Source organism: Pseudomonas sp. TE31087 (genome assembly GCF_057284075.1).
The window spans coordinates 632,860-650,568 of record NZ_JBXVNN010000001.1 but is presented as its reverse complement, the minus strand read 5'-3'; the positions used below and the strand labels follow the sequence as shown (position 1 = coordinate 650,568).

The following is a 17,709-nucleotide window of genomic DNA, read 5'->3' as shown; positions in this document are numbered from 1 at the left end:
CCCATGCCCATAGAAAACCGATCCAGCAACACAGAGATGGTCAGTGCCTGAAGCGCTAACTCAAAGCCAGCCAGCGCGCAATAGCGCATCAATGAGTCGCACGATTGCGGTCACAAGATTGATTGCGTCAGTGGTTCGTTTCATTCGTCGCTCCGAGCGGTAATTTGGCTCTAGGACTCGACGATGCGCTGGCGGTAGTGCTCGATGGTCTGGACAGTTAGCACGCCAGGCTTATCGCAGATCACATAGAGCACATTTGTACTCCACCCAGCTGTAACCCCTCTCCCCTCTATTCACTGCCGCGATCTAGCGGCCAAGGAATCGTCATGCCTGAAATACTCAAACTGGAGCGCGGCCGCGCCTATCGCGGCAAGAAGCCCGCGTGCGTGCGCAGCTGCGGCCTGGTCAATGATCGAACCGTCATCTATGTCGGCGTGGATGAGGTCCAGTACGACGGGCCATCAGTGGCCCCTGGGCGCCACTATCCGCGCATGCCTATCAAGAAATTCTTGGAGTGGGCCGGCCATGACGTGACCGACGAGCTGCCGCAGGGAGAATACGCATCCTGGCCGCCAGCAAAGCAGGCTGCATCATGATTGCCCTCGCCTACATGGCCTACCTGATCTGGAAGGCGCCGCAATGAGCGCAAGGATCGTCTGCCAGTTCAGTTGCGGCGCCGCTTCGGCGGTGGCCACCAAGCTGGCCTTGGCAGAGTACGGCAGCACGCACGACGTGCAGATCATCAATGCGTTCCTTGCCAATGAGGAATCCGACAACCGCCGATTCGCCCAGGACTGCGAAACATGGTTCGGCCAGCCGATCACCGTCCTGCGGGACGAGAAGTACGGCGCCGACGCCCACGAGGTGTTTCGCCGCGAGCGCTACATGAAAGGCCGAACCGGGGCGCCGTGTACCAAGATCCTCAAGCGGCGCTTGCTCGACTCGTGGAAACAGCCAGGTGATGTGATGGTGCTCGGTTACACCGCCGAGGAAGCCGACCGCCTGGAAGACTTCAGGGAGCGAAATCCAGACCGCCCAGTGATCGCCCCGCTGATTGACCGCAGCTTGGGCAAGGATGACTGCAAGGCCATCCTGCTGCGTGCGGGCATCGAGCTGCCCCTGATGTACCGGCTGGGCTACGACAACGCCAACTGCATAGGCTGCGTAAAGGGTGGAGAAGGCTACTTCCGGGCCATCAGGCAAGACTTCCCGGAGCAGTTCGAGGCGCTGTGCGCCATTCAGGATGACCTGGGCGAAGGCTCTTACCTGTTCCGCAACCGGACCTCAAACGTTCGGTTCTCCCTGCGCGAGCTCGGCGACGGGCCGATTCGCCGAAACGAAAAGCTGCCAGCCTGCTCGTTCTTCTGCGAGTTGGCCGAAGCCGACATCATCGCTAGAGCCTAACCCCTCCCCCAACTACTCAAGCCCGCCGACGTGTGCGGGCATGGAGAGCTATTGCCGCCACCGGCGGCGCGGAGACCATCCCATGCAAACCGAGATCCTTTCTGACGAAGAGCTGGCAGATCTAACCGGCTACAAAGCCAGAGGGTGGCAACGCCGCTGGCTCAATGATCGCTGCTGGCACTTTGTCGAGAGCCGCGGCGGCCGCCCTTTGGTGGGTCGCCAGTACGCCCGCATGAAGCTGGGCGTAACCCTTGAGGCGATACCCCTCGCTCCACCACCCCGACCACCGGCCGCCGCGTGGACACCAGATTTTTCGAAAGTGAGATGACATGCGCCCGCGCAAGACTGAAAACCGCCACCTCCCGCCCCGACTGTACGAACGAAAGCGCAAGCGCAAAAGTGGCAAGGTCTGGGTCAGCTACTACTACCTAGACAGATCGGGAAAAGAGATCACCCTAGGTGCCGACCTGAACATCGCCCGAATAAAATGGGCGGAGCTTGAAGCGAAAGACAAGCCTCTTGATCTGCTGCTGATGAAAGCGATCTTCGATAGGTACCAACGCGACGTAATCCCCAAGAAGGCGGAACGAACACAAAAGGACAATCTGGCAGAGCTTCGCCAGCTTCGTCCCTTCTTCGATGAGGCGCCGATTGACGCAATAACGCCGGCTCTGGTCGCACAGTACAGGGATGCCAGATCAGCGCCCGTGAGGGCAAACCGGGAGATTGCGCTTCTATCCCACGTCTACAACCTGGCCCGAGAATGGGGCTTCACCACGAAGGAGAACCCTTGCCAGGGCGTGCGTAAGAACAAGGAGACGCCGCGAGACTTTTACGCCAATGACGCGGTCTGGAGTGCGGTCTATGCGAAAGCGGTTGATGAGCTGAGGGTCGCCATGGACTTGGCGTATTTGACAGGCCAGCGTCCTGCAGACGTGCTGGTGATGAGGAAGGATGACATCGAGGACAAAGCTCTCGGCGTCAAACAGAAGAAGACCCACAAGAAGCTGCGGATCATGCTGGAGGTGGACGGATTGGCCAGCGGCCTGGGCGTCTTGATCGAAAAGATCTTGAAACGCAATGAGGCTCATGGCTCGCCCTACTTGATACTCACCGAGGTGGGCAAACGGGTCACAGCCGCGATGCTACGCCACCGCTGGGACGATGCACGAGAGCAAGCGGTGAAGGAAGCTGTAGCAACCGGGGACCAGGTGCTAGCGGGCCGGATCAGCCAATTCCAGTTCCGCGACATTCGCCCAAAGGCAGCCTCGGAAATCACCGATGTCGACCATGCCAGCCTACTGCTTGGCCATACGAAAGGAGACATAACCGAGAGGGTTTATCGACGCGTCGGGGCACTCGCCAAGCCGACCAAATGAGCAAAGTATTAGGACGCGTCCTAATTCAAAGTACCTGGAGCCATTCCCAAAGGTGTTCCCATGGGTAGTTTTACTAAGCCCCAAAAACGCAAAAAGCCCTGAAAAATCAGGGCTTTGAATGTGGCGGAAGCGTAGAGATTCGAACTCTAGGATAGTTGCCCATCGACGGTTTTCAAGACCGTTGCCTTAAACCACTCGGCCACGCTTCCAGCTTGTTTTGCGGCGGCAATCATACCGTAATGTAACAAGCTGTCAAACTCTCTGTGTCGCGCCCTGCGACAGCTCTGATATGCTCTGCCTCATACGTTCCACTACCGCCGGTCCCGGACCGCGGTCTCAGCCCAAAGGAGTGCGCCATGCGCGAACAGGATTACGCCGTCCAACACGGCCAGCAGGTCGAGCAGCAGGAGGTCAGCAAGGTCCTGCGCAACACGTACAGCCTGCTGGCCCTTACCCTCGCCTTCAGCGGCATCATGGCCTTCGTCGCCCAGCAGATGCGTGTCGGCTACCCAAACATCTTCGTGGTGCTGATCGGCTTCTACGGCCTGTTCTTCCTCACCAACAAGCTGCGTGACTCGGCCTGGGGCCTGGTGTCCACCTTCGCCCTCACCGGCTTCATGGGCTTCATCCTCGGCCCGATCCTCAACCGCTACCTGGGCATGGCCGGTGGCGCCGAAGTAGTCAGCTCGGCCTTCGCCATGACCGCCCTGGTGTTCGGCGGCCTGTCGGCCTACGTGCTGATCACCCGCAAGGACATGAGCTTCCTCAGCGGCTTCATCACCGCCGGCTTCTTCGTCCTGCTGGGTGCCGTGGTGGCCAGCTTCTTCTTCCAGATCAGCGGCCTGCAACTGGCGATCAGCGCTGGCTTCGTACTGTTCTCGTCGGTCTGCATCCTGTTCCAGACCAGCGCCATCATCCATGGCGGCGAGCGCAACTACATCATGGCCACCATCAGCCTGTACGTATCGATCTACAACCTGTTCGTCAGCCTGCTGCAGCTGTTCGGCATCATGGGCCGCGACGACTGATCGAATCGGTCGACAGCGCCTCACAAAAAGCCCGCTTCGGCGGGCTTTTTCGTGCCTGCTGAACAGCATCGGCAAAGCCCCCGAAGATTGACTTAAAAGTCAGCTTATTAGCCCATTCCGCCGCGATTGTGCGGCCATCGTGCTTGCCTCTACCCCTATGGCCTTTCTGCCCGTAGAATGCGCTCCTTTTTTCTTCCGGGGCGGCATTTTCCCATGAGTTCACACGAACACGGCCCAGGCGCGGCGGCGCCTGCCAATGAACTGGTCCTTGGCCTCGAGGACAAGCCTCGCCTGCTGATCGGCCTGCTGGCGGCATTGCAGCACCTGCTGGCGATCATCGTGCCGATCGTCACGCCGGGCCTGCTGATCTGCCAGGCGCTGGGCGTGTCGGCGCGTGACACCAACCTGATCGTGTCGATGTCGCTGGTGATCTCGGGTATCGCCACCTTCGTCCAGTGCAAGCGCTTCGGGCCGTTCGGCGCCGGGCTGCTGATCGTCCAGGGCACCAGCTTCAACTTCGTCGGCCCGCTGATCGCCGGCGGCGCGCTGATGGTCAAGCAGGGCACGCCGGTCGAGAGCGTGATGGCGGCGATCTTCGGCGTGGTCATCGCCGGCTCGTTCGTGGAAATGGGCGTGTCGCGCATCCTGCCCTTCGTCAAACGCCTGATCACCCCGCTGGTGACCGGCATTGTCGTGCTGATGATCGGCCTGACCCTGATCAAGGTCGGCCTGATCAGCATGGGCGGCGGCTTTGGCGCCATGGCCAACGGCACCTTCGCCGATGGCGAGAACCTGCTGCTGTCGGGCGTGGTGCTGGCGATCATCGTCATCCTCAACCGCATTCCGGTGGTGTGGATGCGCAGCTGCGCCATCGTCATCGCCCTGGCCGTGGGCTATGCCCTGGCCGGCTACCTGGGCCGCCTGGACTTCACCGGCATGCACCAGGCCGCGCTGTTCCAGGTGCCGACGCCGCTGCACTTCGGCCTGGGCTTCTCCTGGTCGCTGTTCATCCCGATGCTGGTGATCTACCTGGTCACCTCGCTGGAAGCCATCGGTGACGTGACCGCCACCAGTAAGGTCTCGCGCCAGCCGGTGGAAGGCCCGGTATGGATGCAACGGATCAAGGGCGGGGTGCTGGTCAACGGTGCCAACTCGCTGCTGGCCGGTCTGTTCAACACCTTCCCCAGCTCGATCTTCGCCCAGAACAACGGCGTGATTCAGCTGACCGGCATCGCCAGCCGCCATATCGGCATCTGGATCGCCGTCATGCTGATCCTGCTGGGCCTGTTCCCCAGCGTCGCCGGGGTGATCCAGGCGGTGCCGGAGCCGGTGCTCGGCGGCGCGGCCATGGTGATGTTCGGCGCCGTGGCGGCCTCGGGCATCAATATCCTCGCCAGCACCCGCCTCGACCGCCGCGCCCTGCTGATCATCGCCGTGTCGCTGTCGCTGGGCCTGGGCGTGGCCCAGGTGCCGGAGTTCCTCGCGCACATGCCGGCGGCGCTGCGCAACGTGCTGGAGTCGGGCGTCGCCACCGGCGGTATCTGCGCCCTGCTGCTCAACTGGTTCCTGCCCGAGGGCAAGGAACAGGCCTGAGCCGTGCCCGCCTGAGCAAAAAGCCCGCGCCCACCAGCGCGGGCTTTTTGCTTTATCATGGCCGCATTCATTTGCACGAGCCTTCCATGAAATTCGCCATCGCGGTCTTTTCCCCGGCCCATGCGCCCTCCTCGCGCCGCGCCTTGCGCTTTGCCGAGGCGGTGCTGGCCGGCGGGCATGAAATAGCCCGATTGTTCTTCTACCAGGATGGGGTGCACAGCGCCTCGGCCAATATCGTCACGCCCCAGGACGAGCTCGACGTGGCCGCGCAGTGGCGCGCCTTTGTCAGCGACCACCGCCTGGACGCCGTGGTGTGCATCGCCGCGGCCCTGCGCCGGGGCGTGCTCGACGATACTGAAGCCAACCGCTACCAGCGCCCGGCGGTGAACCTGCCGATGCCGTGGGAGCTGTCCGGCCTGGGCCAGTTGCACGAAGCCGCGCAACTGGCCGACCGCCTGGTCTGCTTCGGAGGTGATTGAGATGGCCAAGTCCTTGTTGATCATCAGCCGCCAGGCGCCCTGGAGCGGCCCGTCCGCCCGCGAGGCGCTGGACATCGCCCTGGCCGGCGGCGCCTTCGACCTGCCGCTGGGCATGCTGTTCCTCGATGACGGCGTGTTCCAGCTCGCCGCCGCGCAGCAACCCGACGCCCTGCAGCAGAAGAACCTGACCGCCAACCTCCAGGCCCTGCCGATGTTCGGGGTCGAGGAACTGTTCGCCTGCGGCCACAGCCTGGCCCGCCGGGGGCTGGACGGTGATGCCCTGGCGCTGCCGGTCGAGGTCCTCGACGCTACCGCGCTGGCCGCGCTGATTGCCCGTTTCGACCAGGTGGTGACGCTCTGATGACGACCCTGCATGTAATCGCCCACTCGCCCTTCGGCGACGAGCGCCTGGCCAGCTGCCTGCGCCTGCTGGGCCCGCAAGACGCGCTGCTGCTGTGCGGCGACGCCACCTACGCGCTCAAGGCCGGCAGCGAGCCGTTCGCTGCCCTGCAGGCCGCCAACCTCGGCGAACGCCTGTTCGCCCTCGCCGAAGACCTGCAGGCCCGCGCCCTCGACAACCCGCTGGCCAAGGCCGTGGACTACGCCGCCTTCGTCGAGCTCTCCCTGCACCACGACAAGGTCAACAGCTGGCTATGAGTACCCTGACTGTCGGCGATCGCCACATCGCCCTGGACAAGGACGGCTTCCTGGTCGAGCTGCAGGACTGGTCCCACGAAGTCGCCGAGGCCCTCGCCACGCGCGAAAGCATCGCCCTGACCGCGGACCACTGGGAAATCCTCGAGCTACTGCGCCAGTTCTACCAGGAATACCAGCTGTCGCCGGCCACCCGTCCGCTGATCAAGTACACCGCGCTCAAGCTCGGGGCGGAAAAAGGCAACAGCCCGCACCTGAACCGCCTGTTCAACGGCACCCCCGCCAAACTCGCCGCCAAGCTGGCGGGCCTGCCCAAGCCGACCAACTGCATATGACCGAGCCACAGCTGAACGACGTACGCCCGCTGACCCTGGAAACCCCGGCCGAACACCCGTTCGCCGAGTTCGTGCGCATCCTCGGCAAGGGCAAGCGCGGCGCCCGCGGCCTGACCCGCGAGGAGGCCCGCGCCGCCATGACCCTGCTGCTCGAAGGCAAGGTCGAGGACACCCAGCTGGGCGCCTTCCTGATGCTGCTGCGGCACAAGGAAGAAAGCGCCGAGGAGCTGGCCGGCTTCACCGAGGCCCTGCGCGCCCACCTGCAGGCGCCGCGCATCGCCATCGACCTCGACTGGCCGAGCTACGCCGGCAAGAAGCGCCACCTGCCCTGGTACCTGCTGGCGGCCAAATGCCTGGCAGGCAATGGCGTGCGCATCCTGATGCACGGTGGTGGCGCCCATACGGCCGGGCGGCTGTACACCGAGCAATTGCTCGATCTGCTGGACATCCCGCTCTGCCGTGACTGGACGGCCGTGGAGCAGGCCCTGGACAGCCGCCGACTGGCCTTCTTCCCGTTGCAGGACTGGGCACCGCAACTGCAGCGCATGATCGACCTGCGCAACACCCTGGGCCTGCGCTCGCCCATCCACTCGCTGGCCCGGGTGCTCAACCCGCTTGCCGCCCGCTGCGGCCTGCAGAGCATCTTCCACCCCGGTTACCAGGCCGTGCACCGCGAAGCCAGCCGCCTGCTCGGCGATCATGCCGTGGTCATCAAGGGCGACGGTGGCGAGATCGAGGTCAACCCGGATGTCATCAGCCACCTGTACGGCACCTCGGCCGGCGAGGCCTGGGACGAAGAGTGGCCGGCGCTCAGCGCCCAGCGCCATGTGAAGCCGGCCAGCCTGCAGCCCGAGCACCTGCTGGCGGTGTGGCGCGGCGAGGCGCAGGACAGCTACGGCGAACTGGCCGTGGTCGCGACCATGGCCCTGGCCCTGCGTGGGCTCGGCCAGGAACGCGAGCAGGCGTTCGGCAATGCCCGCGCCTACTGGGCCGCCCGTAAAGACATCGAATAAACCGATAGGAATAGGGCAGTCTTTGCGCTATTTCTTCGAACGCTTTGCCCTAGACTGAGCTCCAACGACAAACGATTGTGTTTCGAGGAGCTCCGAGATGGGCCTTTTGATCGATGGCCGCTGGCATGACCAGTGGTACCAGAGCAGCAAGGACGGCGCCTTCCAGCGCGAGAACGCGCAGCGGCGCAACCCGCTGCCCGCCGCCGAGGCCGGCCGCTACCACCTTTATGTGTCGCTGGCCTGTCCATGGGCGCACCGCACCCTGATCTTCCGCGCCCTCAAGGGCCTGGAGTCGGTGATCGATGTCTCGGTGGTCAGTTGGCTGATGGGCGAGCACGGCTGGACCTTCGACCAGCAGCAAGGCTCCAGCGGCGATCAACTGGATGCGCTGCAGTACCTGCACCAGCGCTACACCCAGGACGACCCGCACTACACCGGGCGCGTGACCGTGCCGGTGCTGTGGGACAAGCAGGAGAAACGCATCGTCAACAACGAGTCGGCCGAGATCATCCGCATCTTCAACAGCGCCTTCGACGACTTGACCGGCAATACCCTGGACCTCTACCCCGAGCCGCTGCGGGCGACCATCGATGCGCTCAACGAGCGTATCTACCCGGCCGTGAACAACGGTGTATACCGCGCCGGCTTCGCCACCTCGCAGGACGCCTACGAGACCGCCTTCGACGAGGTGTTCAACGAGCTGGATCATCTGGAAGGGCTGCTGGGTCGCCAGCGCTACCTGGCCGGCGAGTACCTGACCGAGGCCGATGTGCGCCTGTTCACCACGCTGGTGCGTTTCGATGCGGTGTACCACGGGCACTTCAAGTGCAACCTGCGCCGCCTGAGCGACTACCCGAACCTGTCCAACTGGCTGCGCGAGCTGTACCAGTGGCCGGGGGTGGCGGGCACGGTGAACATGGAGCATATCCAGAAGCACTATTACATGAGCCACAAGACCATCAACCCGAATGGGATCGTGCCCAAGGGGCCGTTGCAGGACTTTGGCTTGCCGCATGATCGGGAGCGGTTGTCGGGCAAGGGAATCTGGCTGAGAGGATGAAGACCCCACGTGGGAGCGGGCTTGCCCCGCGATGGCGCCAGATCAGGCAACAATGTTGCCGCCTCTGACGCCATCGCGGGGCAAGCCCGCTCCCACGTGGATCTACAACGTGCTCAGGCGTCTTGCGCCCCTTCAAACCACGCCAGCTTCTCGCGCAGTTGCACCACTTCCCCAACGATCACCAGGGTCGGCGCATGCACTTCATGCCGCGCCACCAGCTCCGGCAGGTCAGCCAGGGTACCGGTGAACACCCGCTGATTGCGCGTGGTCCCCTGCTGCACCAGGGCTGCCGGCGTGCTCGCCGCACGCCCATGACGGATCAACTCGGCGCAGATGGTCGGCAACCCGACCAAACCCATGTAGAACACCAGGGTCTGGGCCGGCGCCACCAGGTCATCCCAGGGCAGGTTGCTGGTGCCATCCTTAAGGTGACCGGTAACGAAGCGCACCGATTGGGCGTAATCGCGGTGGGTCAGCGGAATTCCGCCATAGGCGGAACAACCACTGGCCGCGGTGATGCCCGGCACCACCTGGAACGGAATACCCTCGTCCGCCAGCTCCTCGATCTCCTCGCCACCCCGACCGAAGATGAACGGATCGCCACCCTTGAGCCGCAGCACGCGCTTGCCCTGACGGGCCAGGTCGACCAGCAGGCGGTTGATCTTGTCCTGTGGCACGGCGTGGTCGGCGCGGCGCTTGCCGACATAGATACGCTCGGCGTCACGCCGGCACATCTCGATGATGGCCGGGGCCACCAGGCGGTCGTACAGCACCACGTCGGCCTGCTGCATCAGGCGCAGGGCACGGAAGGTCAGCAGGTCCGGATCGCCCGGCCCCGCGCCCACCAGGTACACCTCGCCGCCCTGCTGCACCGGCGCGCCATCGACCATCGCCTGCAACAGGCGCTCGGCCTCGGCGCCCTGCCCGGCCAGCTGGCGCTCGGCGACCGGGCCCTGGAACACACTCTCCCAGAAGCCACGGCGCTGGTTGACGTCCGGGTACAAGGCCTTGACCTTGTGCCGGAAACGCGCCGCCAGCCCGGCCAGCTCGCCGTAGGCGGACGGGATCCAGGCTTCCAGCTTGGCGCGGATCAAGCGCGCCAGCACCGGGGCGTCGCCACCGCTGGAGACCGCCACCACCAGGGGTGAACGGTCGACGATGGCGGGGAAGATCACCGTGCACAGGGCCGGGGCATCCACCACGTTGACCGGCAGGCTGCGTGCCTGGGCCTCGGTCGAGACCTGGGCGTTGAGCGCCGAGTCGTCGGTGGCCGCGATTACCAGGCGGCAACCCTCCAGGTCGCTCGCCTGGTAGCCACGCACCAGCACCTCGCCACCGCCCTCGCGGGCCAGCGCGGCCAGCTGGCCGTCGACCTCCGGCGCCACCACCCGCAGCGCGGCGCCGGCATCGGCCAGCAGGCGCGCCTTGCGCAAGGCGATCTCGCCGCCACCGACGACCAGCACGCGGCCGCCCTGCAGCTTATGGAAAAGCGGCAGGTAGTCCATTCAGCGAATGACCTCGACGCCACCCATGTACGGCTTGAGCACGTCCGGCACGCGGATCGAACCGTCGGCCTGCTGGTAGTTCTCCAGCACCGCCACCAGGGTCCGGCCGACAGCCAGGCCCGAACCGTTGAGGGTGTGTACCAGCTCCGGCTTGCCGGTTTCCGGGTTGCGCCAGCGGGCCTGCATGCGCCGCGCCTGGAAATCACCGCAGTTGGAGCAGGAGCTGATCTCGCGGTACTTGTCCTGGCTCGGCACCCACACTTCCAGGTCGTAGGTCTTCACCGCACCGAAGCCCATGTCGCCGGTGCACAGCGCCAGCACGCGGTACGGCAGTTCCAGCAGCTGTAGCACACGCTCGGCGTTGGCGGTCAGGCCTTCCAGGGCTTCCATGGATTTCGCCGGTTCGACGACCTGCACCATCTCGACCTTGTCGAACTGGTGCTGACGGATCATGCCGCGGGTGTCGCGGCCCGAGGCGCCGGCTTCGCTGCGAAAGCACGGGGTGTGGGCGACCAGCTTCAGCGGCAGCTGCTTGGCGTCGAGGATCTCGCCGGCCACCAGGTTGGTCAGCGACACTTCGGCGGTCGGGATCAGGTAGAAGTCGGCCTCGCCTTCACGGCTGATCTTGAACAGGTCTTCCTCGAACTTCGGCAGCTGGCCGGTGCCCTGCAGGGCCGGGGCCTGCACCAGGTACGGGGTGTAGTGCTCCTCGTAGCCGTGCTCGCCGGTGTGCAGGTTGATCATGAACTGCGCCAGGGCGCGGTGCAGGCGGGCGATCGGGCCGCGCAGCACGGCGAAGCGGGCGCCGGAGAGCTTGGCCGCGGCCTCGAAGTCCAGGCCACCGCTGACTTCACCCAGGGCGACGTGGTCCTTGATCTCGAAGTCGAAGGTGGTCGGGGTGCCCCAGCGGCGCACTTCGACGTTGTCGTCTTCGCTGGCGCCGACCGGCACGCTGGCGTCCGGCAGGTTGGGGATGGTCAGCAGGATGCCGTCCAGCTCGGCCTGGATACCGTCCAGCTCGGTCTTGCCGGCGGCCAGCTCATTGGCCATGCGCTCGACGTCAGCCATCAGCGGCGCGATGTCCTCGCCCTTGGCCTTGGCCTGACCGATCGATTTGGAACGGGCGTTACGCTCGGCCTGCAGTTGCTCGGTGCGGGTCTGCACCGCCTTGCGGCGCTCTTCCAGCGATTCGATGCGCGCGACATCCAGGCTGAAGCCACGGGAGGCCAGGCGGTCCGCCACTTCCTGAAGTTGGCCGCGTAACAGTTTGGAATCGAGCATATCGTTCTCTCGTTATAAGTAGGTGTTGGTTCAGAATCGGGTCAGGGACAGGCCGGCCCAGGTCGCGAGCAGGCCGCCTACCACGCTGATAATGGTATAGCCCAAGGCCAGCGGGACCTGCCCGCTTTCCATCAGGCGCACGGTATCGAGCGAGAAGGAGGAAAAAGTGGTCAGGCCGCCGAGAAAGCCGACGATCAGCCCGGCGCGCAGCTCGACCGGCACCAGCGGCTTGTGCAGGAACAAGCCGTAGAGCAGGCCGATCAGCAGGCAGCCGACCAGGTTGACCGCCAGCGTACCGGCATAGAAGTGCCGTGGCCAGTGGGCCGCGACCCAGTTGGCGGTGGCGAAGCGCAGCAGCGTGCCGGCAATCCCGCCGGCGCTGACGGCAGCGATAAGTGCAATCACGGTTTTCTCCGCTGACGGGGGCTGTTGCGGTCGAGCTCGGCCAGGTGCTTGAGCTTCTCGCCGATCTTCAGCTCAAGCCCCCTCGGCACCGGCTGGTAGTACTGGCGCGGCTCGAGCTGCTCGGGGAAATAGTCCTCGCCGGCGGCGTAGGCGTCCGGCTCGTCGTGGGCATAGCGGTACTCCTCGCCATAGCCCAGTTGCTTCATCAGCTTGGTCGGTGCGTTGCGCAGGTGCAGCGGCACTTCCAGAGAGCCGTGCTCGGCGGCCTCGCGCATGGCCGCCTTGAAGCCCATGTACACCGCGTTGCTCTTCGGCGCGCAGGCAATGTAGGTGATGGCCTGGGCCACCGCCAGCTCGCCTTCGGGGCTGCCCAGGCGCTCCTGTACGTCCCACGCCGCCAGGCACAGGCTCAGGGCGCGAGGGTCGGCGTTGCCGATGTCCTCGCTGGCCATGCGCACCACGCGCCGGGCGATGTACAGCGGGTCGCAGCCGCCGTCGAGCATGCGCGCGTACCAGTACAGCGCGCCGTCCGGATTGGAGCCGCGCACCGATTTGTGCAGCGCGGAAATCTGGTCGTAGAAGGCCTCGCCGCCCTTGTCGAAACGCCGGCGGCTGTCGCCGAGCAGGCTCTGCAGCAGCTCGACGCCGATCTCGCCGCCGTCTTCGGCCAGGTCCGAGGCATTCTCGAGGAAGTTGAGCATGCGCCGGCCATCGCCGTCGGCGGCGGCCATGAGCATCTTGAACGCCTCATCGCCCACCCGCAGGTTGCGCTTGCCCAGGCCGCGCTCCTCGCTCAGGGCGCGATCGACCAGCTTGCGCAACGCGGCCTCGTCCAGGCTCTTGAGCACGTAGACCCGCGCCCGCGACAGCAGCGCGTTGTTCAGCTCGAACGACGGATTCTCGGTGGTGGCGCCGATGAAGATCAGCGTGCCGTCCTCCACGTAGGGCAGGAAGGCGTCCTGTTGCGACTTGTTGAAGCGGTGCACCTCGTCGACGAACAGGATGGTGCGCCGGCCATACTGGCCAGCCTGCTGCTTTGCCACCTCGACCGCCTGGCGGATCTCCTTGACCCCGGCCAGCACCGCCGACACCGTTTCGAAGTGGGCGTCGCAGAACTGCGCCAGCAGCCGCGCCAGGGTGGTCTTGCCCACCCCAGGCGGCCCCCAGAAGATCATCGAGTGAAGCGCACCCTGCTCCAGCGCCTCGCGCAGCGGCTTGCCACGCGCCAGCAGGTGCTCCTGGCCGACGTACTCGTCCAGGTTGGACGGACGCAGGCGGGCGGCCAGGGGCTGGGCGACGGGTTCGCTTCGAAACAGGTCCATCACAGGCTCCGCTTACTCCTTGATGACGTCAGCGCCCTTGGGGATGTCGAACTGGAACTTGCTGTCCGGCACCGCCTGGTTGGCCTTGACGCCATTGAACAGGATGTTGGTGCGCTGGCCGACGCTGTCGATCAGCTGCATGTCATTGATCAGGCCCCTGCGGAACGACACGCGCAGCGAGTCGAACAGGGTGTCCTTGGTCTTGGGCTTCAAGGTGAAGTCCATCACTTCGCCCTGCTCCTTGGAGGTGATGTCGAAGCTCTGGCTGATCTTCGACACATCGCCGGACAGCAGCAGCGCCGGGGTCTGGTTCAGGCGCACGTCGAGCTTCTTGACGGTGGCCTGCTCCAGGTCAGGGTCCCACAGGGTGACGTTCTTGCCGTCGGACACCACCACTTGCTCCTGGGGCGCATCGGTGTGCCAGTAGAACAGGCCCGGGCGCTTGACGGTCATCTTGCCATTGGTCTCCTGCAGGCTGGTGCCGCCGGCATCCAGGGTCAGCTGGGAGAAATTGGCTTCGATGGTCTGCGACTTTTCCAGCAATTGCGTCAGGCGCTGGACGTCCTGTTCGCCGGCCTGGGCCGACAGGCTGGCCGTAGCCAGGGCAGAAACCAACAGCATGCGAATCGCGCGCATGGAAATCCTCATTGCACAGTGAAGGGGCCGGACGCCGTCAATGGCGCCCGGCAGGTTGTTCATCAGTCGCGCGGGCCGCCCGGGGCAATCACTTCCCGCGAGCCGTTGCTGTTCATCGGCGTGACCACGCCGGCCATCTCCATCGACTCGATCATCCGCGCGGCGCGGTTGTAGCCGATCTTGAGCTTGCGTTGTACCGCCGAGATCGACGCCCGGCGGCTTTCCAGCACGAACTGCACGGCTTCGTCGTAGAGCGCGTCGGCTTCCGGGTCGTCGCCATCGCCGCCGCCACCGCCGCCTTCGAAGCCACTGCCGGCCTCCTCGACGCCGTTGAGGATGTCATCGTTGTAGTCCGGCGCGCCGCGCAGCTTCCAGGCCTCGACCGTACGATGCACCTCGTCGTCGGAAACGAACGCGCCATGCACGCGGATCGGCAGGCTGGTGCCCGGCGGCATGTAGAGCATGTCACCGTGACCGAGCAGCTGTTCGGCGCCGCCCTGGTCGATGATGGTCCGCGAGTCGATCTTGCTCGACACCTGGAACGCCATGCGGGTCGGGATGTTGGCCTTGATCAGGCCGGTGATCACGTCCACCGACGGGCGCTGGGTGGCCAGGATCAGGTGGATACCGGCGGCACGGGCCTTCTGGGCGATACGGGCGATCAGCTCTTCGACCTTCTTGCCGACGATCATCATCATGTCGGCGAACTCGTCGACCACCACCACGATGGTCGGCAGGGTCTTCAGCGCTGGCGGCTCGTCATCCATGCTTTCGCGACGGTACAGCGGGTCGTGGATGATCTCGCCGGCTTCCTGGGCGTCCTTGATCTTGCGGTTGAAGCCCGCCAGGTTGCGCACGCCCATGGCCGCCATCAGCTTGTAACGGCGCTCCATCTCGGCCACGCTCCAGCGCAGGGCGTTGGCGGCGTCCTTCATGTCGGTGACCACCGGGCACAGCAGGTGCGGGATGCCTTCGTAGATCGACAGCTCGAGCATCTTCGGGTCGATCATGATCAACCGCGCGTCTTCCGGGCCCGACTTGAACAGGATCGACAGGATCATCGCGTTCACACCCACCGACTTACCGGAACCGGTGGTACCGGCCACCAGCAGGTGCGGCATCTTGGCCAGGTCGGTGATCACCGGCTTGCCGCCGATGTCATGGCCCAGGGCCAGGGTGACCGGCGACTTGTTCTCGTCGAACTGCGGCGACGACAGCACCTCGGAGAAGCGCACCATCTGGCGGTTCTCGTTGGGGATCTCGATACCCACGGTGGTCTTGCCGGGAATGACCTCGACCACGCGCACGCTGGTGACCGCCAGCGAGCGCGCCAGGTCCTTGGCCAGGTTGGCGATACGGCTGACCTTGACGCCTGCGGCCGGCTGGATCTCGTAGCGGGTGATCACCGGGCCCGGGTGGATCGAGTCGACCGCGACTTCCACGCCGAATTCCTTGAGCTTGATCTCCAGCAACTGGCCGACGCCGGCCAGGGATTCCGGCGAATACTCGATCTTTTTCTGCTCGGCCGGGTCAAGGATGGAAATCGACGGCAAGGTGCCTTCCACAGCGCTGTCGATGAACAACGGCGCTTGTTTTTCCTTCATGACCCGCTTGCTCGGCTCCGGCGCCTTGTCCGCGGTCGGCGGGATGATCACCGGGGCGGCGGGCTGCGGGCGAGCTACCACGGTTTCGCGCGGCGCGACCGGGCGGGCCGGCGGCTCTTCGCGCATCACCACGGGCTCGGCGCGTTCACGCGGCTGCGGCTTGGCCGGCTCGCGCTTGTCGCCCAGGTCGAAGACCGGGTCGTCGACTTCACGCAGCTGGGCTTCCAGGCGCTTGCGCTCGTTGCGCGCCTCCCACCAGCGGTTGGCGGCGCCCTGCACCAGTTCGAACAGGTCGAGGGTGATCTTGCCGGTGAGGTCCATCACCTTGAACCACGAGAGGTCGGTGAACACGGTCAGGCCGAACAGGAACAGGGCGATGAACATCAGCGTGCTGCCCTGCACGTTGAGCAGGTTGCGCGCCAGATCGCCGAGGCTCTCGCCCAAGGCGCCACCGGCGGAGAACGGCATGCTCGCCGGCGGGTGGAAGTGGATATGCGCCAGCGCCGCGCCCGACAACACCAGGAACACCAGGCCGATCAGGCGCCAGGAGAACAGCCAGCCGCTCCACTGCCAGGGCTGGTGGCGCTCGCGGAAGATCTGCCAGGTCTTGATCGCCAGCAGCAGCGGGAAGATATAGGCGAAGTAGCCAAGCACCATGAACAGGATGTCGGCGAAGTAGGCCCCGGCGCGGCCGGCGGCGTTCTGCACCTGCTCGGCATTGCTGGTGTGGCTGAAGCCCGGGTCGGCGGTGTCGTAGGTGACCAGTGCCATCCACAGGTACAGGCACAGGGCACCGACGGCAATCAGCGCACCTTCCTTCAGGCGGTAATGCAGCTGTTGCCGCCACAGGGGCACTGGCAAGGGGGCTGGAGTTGCGGTGGATTTCTTCAAAACGCGTCTATTCCTGCGCGTGCTGCGCGTCCAATAGTGATTGGCCGGTCACTGGCCAATGAACCACTACTTTTAACATTACTGCCCGCCAGCCGCCATGGCGGCACGCCGTGTGGGGCGTGAACGGGGGCTACTTTCATATAGCTGCAATTTGAGCATGCATTTTCTTTTGTGACAAAGGCTTATGCTGTGTTTTTGCACAGGTGTGACAGCAAAAGCGCCAGATGGTGCCAAGTGACCTGTCAATGGCAGGGCAATTACCAAGGGTTTCGCCTGATCCGGCGCCTTCGCGGGTAAACCCGCTCCCACAGGGTTATCGGCACGCCTGTGGGAGCGGGTTTGCCCGCGAAGGCGCCACAGCAGTTGACCCTGCCAGGCACGCACGCCATGCTGCCCTCTCCCCTCCCCCGCCGCTCAAGAACCCCATGCTCACCTGGCTGACCCGCGATTCGCTGACCTTCCCGCCCCTGGAAAAGGCCCTGCACGACCCCAATGGCCTGCTTGCCGCCGGCGGCGACCTGACCCCGGACCGCCTGGTCGCGGCCTATCGCCATGGCTGCTTCCCCTGGTACCAGGATGGCCAGCCAATCCTCTGGTGGTCACCCGACCCGCGCACCGTATTGTTCCCGGACGAGCTGCACGTCTCGCGCTCGCTGGCCAAGCTGATCCGCCAGGGCCGCTACCAGGTGAGCTTCGACAGCGACTTCAGCGCCGTGATCGACGCCTGCGCCGCGCCACGGGACTATGCCGACGGCACCTGGATCACCGACAACATGCGCGCCGCCTACTGCGAGCTGCACCGGCGCGGCATCGCCCATTCGGTGGAGGTGCGCCGCGACGGCGAGCTGGTCGGCGGCCTGTACGGCCTGGCCATGGGCCGGCTGTTCTTCGGCGAGTCGATGTTCAGCCGCGCCGACAACGCCTCCAAGGTAGGCTTCGTGACCCTGGTCGAGCACCTCAGGCAGGCCGGCTTCGTGCTGATCGACTGCCAGATGCCGACTGACCACCTGCACAGCCTGGGCGCCCGCGCCATCAGCCGGGCCGACTTCGCCAGCCATCTGGCGCAGTACCTGGACCAGCCCAGCGGCGCCCGCTGGGTTGCCTAGGCGAGTTCCCGGAG

Annotated in this window: 19 protein-coding genes and 1 tRNA gene; 13 read left to right on the top strand and 7 right to left on the bottom strand. The window is 65.0% G+C overall.

Annotated features, from left to right (window positions below; translation table 11 throughout):
- Positions 1–326 precede the first annotated feature (326 nt).
- From ACZ899_RS02970 to ACZ899_RS02955, 4 genes are all read left to right on the top strand, one after another.
- Positions 327–596: a hypothetical protein gene (locus ACZ899_RS02970; protein WP_234560752.1), complete on the top strand. Its 270-nt coding sequence runs from the start codon at positions 327–329 to the stop codon at positions 594–596.
- A gap of 43 nt (positions 597–639) precedes the next feature.
- Positions 640–1,404 carry a hypothetical protein gene (locus ACZ899_RS02965; RefSeq protein WP_234560753.1) on the top strand — a complete coding sequence of 255 codons (765 nt, stop codon included), beginning with the start codon at positions 640–642 and terminating at the stop codon, positions 1,402–1,404.
- 82 nt (positions 1,405–1,486) lie between these two features.
- Positions 1,487–1,732: a DUF4224 domain-containing protein gene (locus tag ACZ899_RS02960; RefSeq protein ID WP_234560754.1), complete on the top strand. Its 246-nt coding sequence runs from the start codon at positions 1,487–1,489 to the stop codon at positions 1,730–1,732.
- A gap of 1 nt (position 1,733) precedes the next feature.
- Positions 1,734–2,783 (top strand): tyrosine-type recombinase/integrase, encoded by a 1,050-nt coding sequence (locus tag ACZ899_RS02955; RefSeq protein ID WP_234560755.1) that lies wholly within the window; start codon positions 1,734–1,736, stop codon positions 2,781–2,783.
- 121 nt (positions 2,784–2,904) lie between these two features.
- Here ACZ899_RS02955 and ACZ899_RS02950 read toward each other — a convergent pair.
- Positions 2,905–2,992: transfer RNA gene (locus ACZ899_RS02950), tRNA-Ser, on the bottom strand.
- A 147-nt stretch (positions 2,993–3,139) separates the two neighbouring features.
- On the opposite strand from ACZ899_RS02950, the gene ACZ899_RS02945 reads away from it, so the two are divergent.
- The 8 genes from ACZ899_RS02945 (at position 3,140) to ACZ899_RS02910 (ending at position 8,945) form a co-directional block, all read left to right on the top strand.
- Positions 3,140–3,811, top strand: coding sequence for a Bax inhibitor-1/YccA family protein (locus tag ACZ899_RS02945; protein WP_028692373.1), 672 nt, complete (start codon positions 3,140–3,142; stop codon positions 3,809–3,811).
- Between the two features lie 213 nt (positions 3,812–4,024).
- Positions 4,025–5,404: a nucleobase:cation symporter-2 family protein gene (locus ACZ899_RS02940; RefSeq protein WP_110733680.1), complete on the top strand. Its 1,380-nt coding sequence runs from the start codon at positions 4,025–4,027 to the stop codon at positions 5,402–5,404.
- A gap of 86 nt (positions 5,405–5,490) precedes the next feature.
- Positions 5,491–5,883, top strand: coding sequence for a sulfurtransferase complex subunit TusD (gene tusD, locus ACZ899_RS02935; protein ID WP_028692375.1), 393 nt, complete (start codon positions 5,491–5,493; stop codon positions 5,881–5,883).
- A gap of 1 nt (position 5,884) precedes the next feature.
- Positions 5,885–6,244, top strand: coding sequence for a sulfurtransferase complex subunit TusC (tusC, locus tag ACZ899_RS02930; protein ID WP_234560756.1), 360 nt, complete (start codon positions 5,885–5,887; stop codon positions 6,242–6,244).
- A complete protein-coding gene (gene tusB / locus ACZ899_RS02925) occupies positions 6,244–6,540 on the top strand; it encodes a sulfurtransferase complex subunit TusB (RefSeq protein ID WP_096048157.1) in 297 nt (98 codons plus the stop codon). Before tusC ends, tusB begins: the two co-directional genes overlap by 1 nt.
- Positions 6,537–6,872 (top strand): TusE/DsrC/DsvC family sulfur relay protein, encoded by a 336-nt coding sequence (locus tag ACZ899_RS02920; protein WP_028692378.1) that lies wholly within the window; start codon positions 6,537–6,539, stop codon positions 6,870–6,872. Before tusB ends, ACZ899_RS02920 begins: the two co-directional genes overlap by 4 nt.
- Positions 6,873–6,901: 29 nt before the next feature.
- Complete coding sequence (locus ACZ899_RS02915; protein ID WP_234560769.1) at positions 6,902–7,885, top strand: glycosyl transferase family protein; 984 nt, start codon at positions 6,902–6,904, stop codon at positions 7,883–7,885.
- Between the two features lie 97 nt (positions 7,886–7,982).
- Positions 7,983–8,945, top strand: coding sequence for a glutathione S-transferase family protein (locus ACZ899_RS02910; RefSeq protein ID WP_234560757.1), 963 nt, complete (start codon positions 7,983–7,985; stop codon positions 8,943–8,945).
- 113 nt (positions 8,946–9,058) lie between these two features.
- Here the strand turns inward: ACZ899_RS02910 and cysG are convergent, their stop codons facing one another.
- The 6 genes from cysG to ACZ899_RS02880 form a co-directional block, all read right to left on the bottom strand.
- Positions 9,059–10,450 (bottom strand): siroheme synthase CysG, encoded by a 1,392-nt coding sequence (gene cysG, locus ACZ899_RS02905; RefSeq protein ID WP_234560758.1) that lies wholly within the window; start codon positions 10,448–10,450, stop codon positions 9,059–9,061.
- On the bottom strand, positions 10,451–11,731 hold the full coding sequence (gene serS / locus ACZ899_RS02900) for a serine--tRNA ligase (protein ID WP_232855644.1): 1,281 nt from the start codon (positions 11,729–11,731) through the stop codon (positions 10,451–10,453).
- A gap of 30 nt (positions 11,732–11,761) precedes the next feature.
- Positions 11,762–12,136: a fluoride efflux transporter CrcB gene (crcB, locus tag ACZ899_RS02895; protein WP_102682642.1), complete on the bottom strand. Its 375-nt coding sequence runs from the start codon at positions 12,134–12,136 to the stop codon at positions 11,762–11,764.
- Entirely contained in the window at positions 12,133–13,458 is a 1,326-nt protein-coding gene (locus ACZ899_RS02890; protein ID WP_110733657.1) for a replication-associated recombination protein A, read from the bottom strand. The genes crcB and ACZ899_RS02890 overlap by 4 nt, the downstream gene beginning before the upstream one ends.
- Before the next feature lie 12 nt (positions 13,459–13,470).
- A complete protein-coding gene (gene lolA, locus ACZ899_RS02885) occupies positions 13,471–14,094 on the bottom strand; it encodes an outer membrane lipoprotein periplasmic chaperone LolA (RefSeq protein WP_232855646.1) in 624 nt (207 codons plus the stop codon).
- Positions 14,095–14,156: 62 nt separating this feature from the next.
- On the bottom strand, positions 14,157–16,589 hold the full coding sequence (locus tag ACZ899_RS02880) for a DNA translocase FtsK (RefSeq protein WP_234560759.1): 2,433 nt from the start codon (positions 16,587–16,589) through the stop codon (positions 14,157–14,159).
- A 425-nt stretch (positions 16,590–17,014) separates the two neighbouring features.
- On the opposite strand from ACZ899_RS02880, the gene aat reads away from it, so the two are divergent.
- Positions 17,015–17,695 carry a leucyl/phenylalanyl-tRNA--protein transferase gene (gene aat, locus ACZ899_RS02875; protein WP_234560760.1) on the top strand — a complete coding sequence of 227 codons (681 nt, stop codon included), beginning with the start codon at positions 17,015–17,017 and terminating at the stop codon, positions 17,693–17,695.
- The last annotated feature ends 14 nt before the right edge of the window (positions 17,696–17,709 follow it).

Excerpts from the sequence above, each read along its gene's own strand:
- ACZ899_RS02970 (WP_234560752.1), top strand. The coding sequence starts at position 327 with ATGCCTGAAATACTCAAACTGGAGCGCGGCCGCGCCTATCGCGGCAAG.
- ACZ899_RS02965 (WP_234560753.1), top strand. The coding sequence starts at position 640 with ATGAGCGCAAGGATCGTCTGCCAGTTCAGTTGCGGCGCCGCTTCGGCG.
- ACZ899_RS02960 (WP_234560754.1), top strand. The coding sequence starts at position 1,487 with ATGCAAACCGAGATCCTTTCTGACGAAGAGCTGGCAGATCTAACCGGC.
- ACZ899_RS02955 (WP_234560755.1), top strand. The coding sequence starts at position 1,734 with ATGCGCCCGCGCAAGACTGAAAACCGCCACCTCCCGCCCCGACTGTAC.
- ACZ899_RS02945 (WP_028692373.1), top strand. The coding sequence starts at position 3,140 with ATGCGCGAACAGGATTACGCCGTCCAACACGGCCAGCAGGTCGAGCAG.
- ACZ899_RS02940 (WP_110733680.1), top strand. The coding sequence starts at position 4,025 with ATGAGTTCACACGAACACGGCCCAGGCGCGGCGGCGCCTGCCAATGAA.
- tusD (WP_028692375.1), top strand. The coding sequence starts at position 5,491 with ATGAAATTCGCCATCGCGGTCTTTTCCCCGGCCCATGCGCCCTCCTCG.
- tusC (WP_234560756.1), top strand. The coding sequence starts at position 5,885 with ATGGCCAAGTCCTTGTTGATCATCAGCCGCCAGGCGCCCTGGAGCGGC.
- tusB (WP_096048157.1), top strand. The coding sequence starts at position 6,244 with ATGACGACCCTGCATGTAATCGCCCACTCGCCCTTCGGCGACGAGCGC.
- ACZ899_RS02920 (WP_028692378.1), top strand. The coding sequence starts at position 6,537 with ATGAGTACCCTGACTGTCGGCGATCGCCACATCGCCCTGGACAAGGAC.
- ACZ899_RS02910 (WP_234560757.1), top strand. The coding sequence starts at position 7,983 with ATGGGCCTTTTGATCGATGGCCGCTGGCATGACCAGTGGTACCAGAGC.
- cysG (WP_234560758.1), bottom strand. The coding sequence starts at position 10,450 with ATGGACTACCTGCCGCTTTTCCATAAGCTGCAGGGCGGCCGCGTGCTG.
- serS (WP_232855644.1), bottom strand. The coding sequence starts at position 11,731 with ATGCTCGATTCCAAACTGTTACGCGGCCAACTTCAGGAAGTGGCGGAC.
- ACZ899_RS02890 (WP_110733657.1), bottom strand. The coding sequence starts at position 13,458 with ATGGACCTGTTTCGAAGCGAACCCGTCGCCCAGCCCCTGGCCGCCCGC.
- lolA (WP_232855646.1), bottom strand. The coding sequence starts at position 14,094 with ATGCGCGCGATTCGCATGCTGTTGGTTTCTGCCCTGGCTACGGCCAGC.
- aat (WP_234560760.1), top strand. The coding sequence starts at position 17,015 with ATGCTCACCTGGCTGACCCGCGATTCGCTGACCTTCCCGCCCCTGGAA.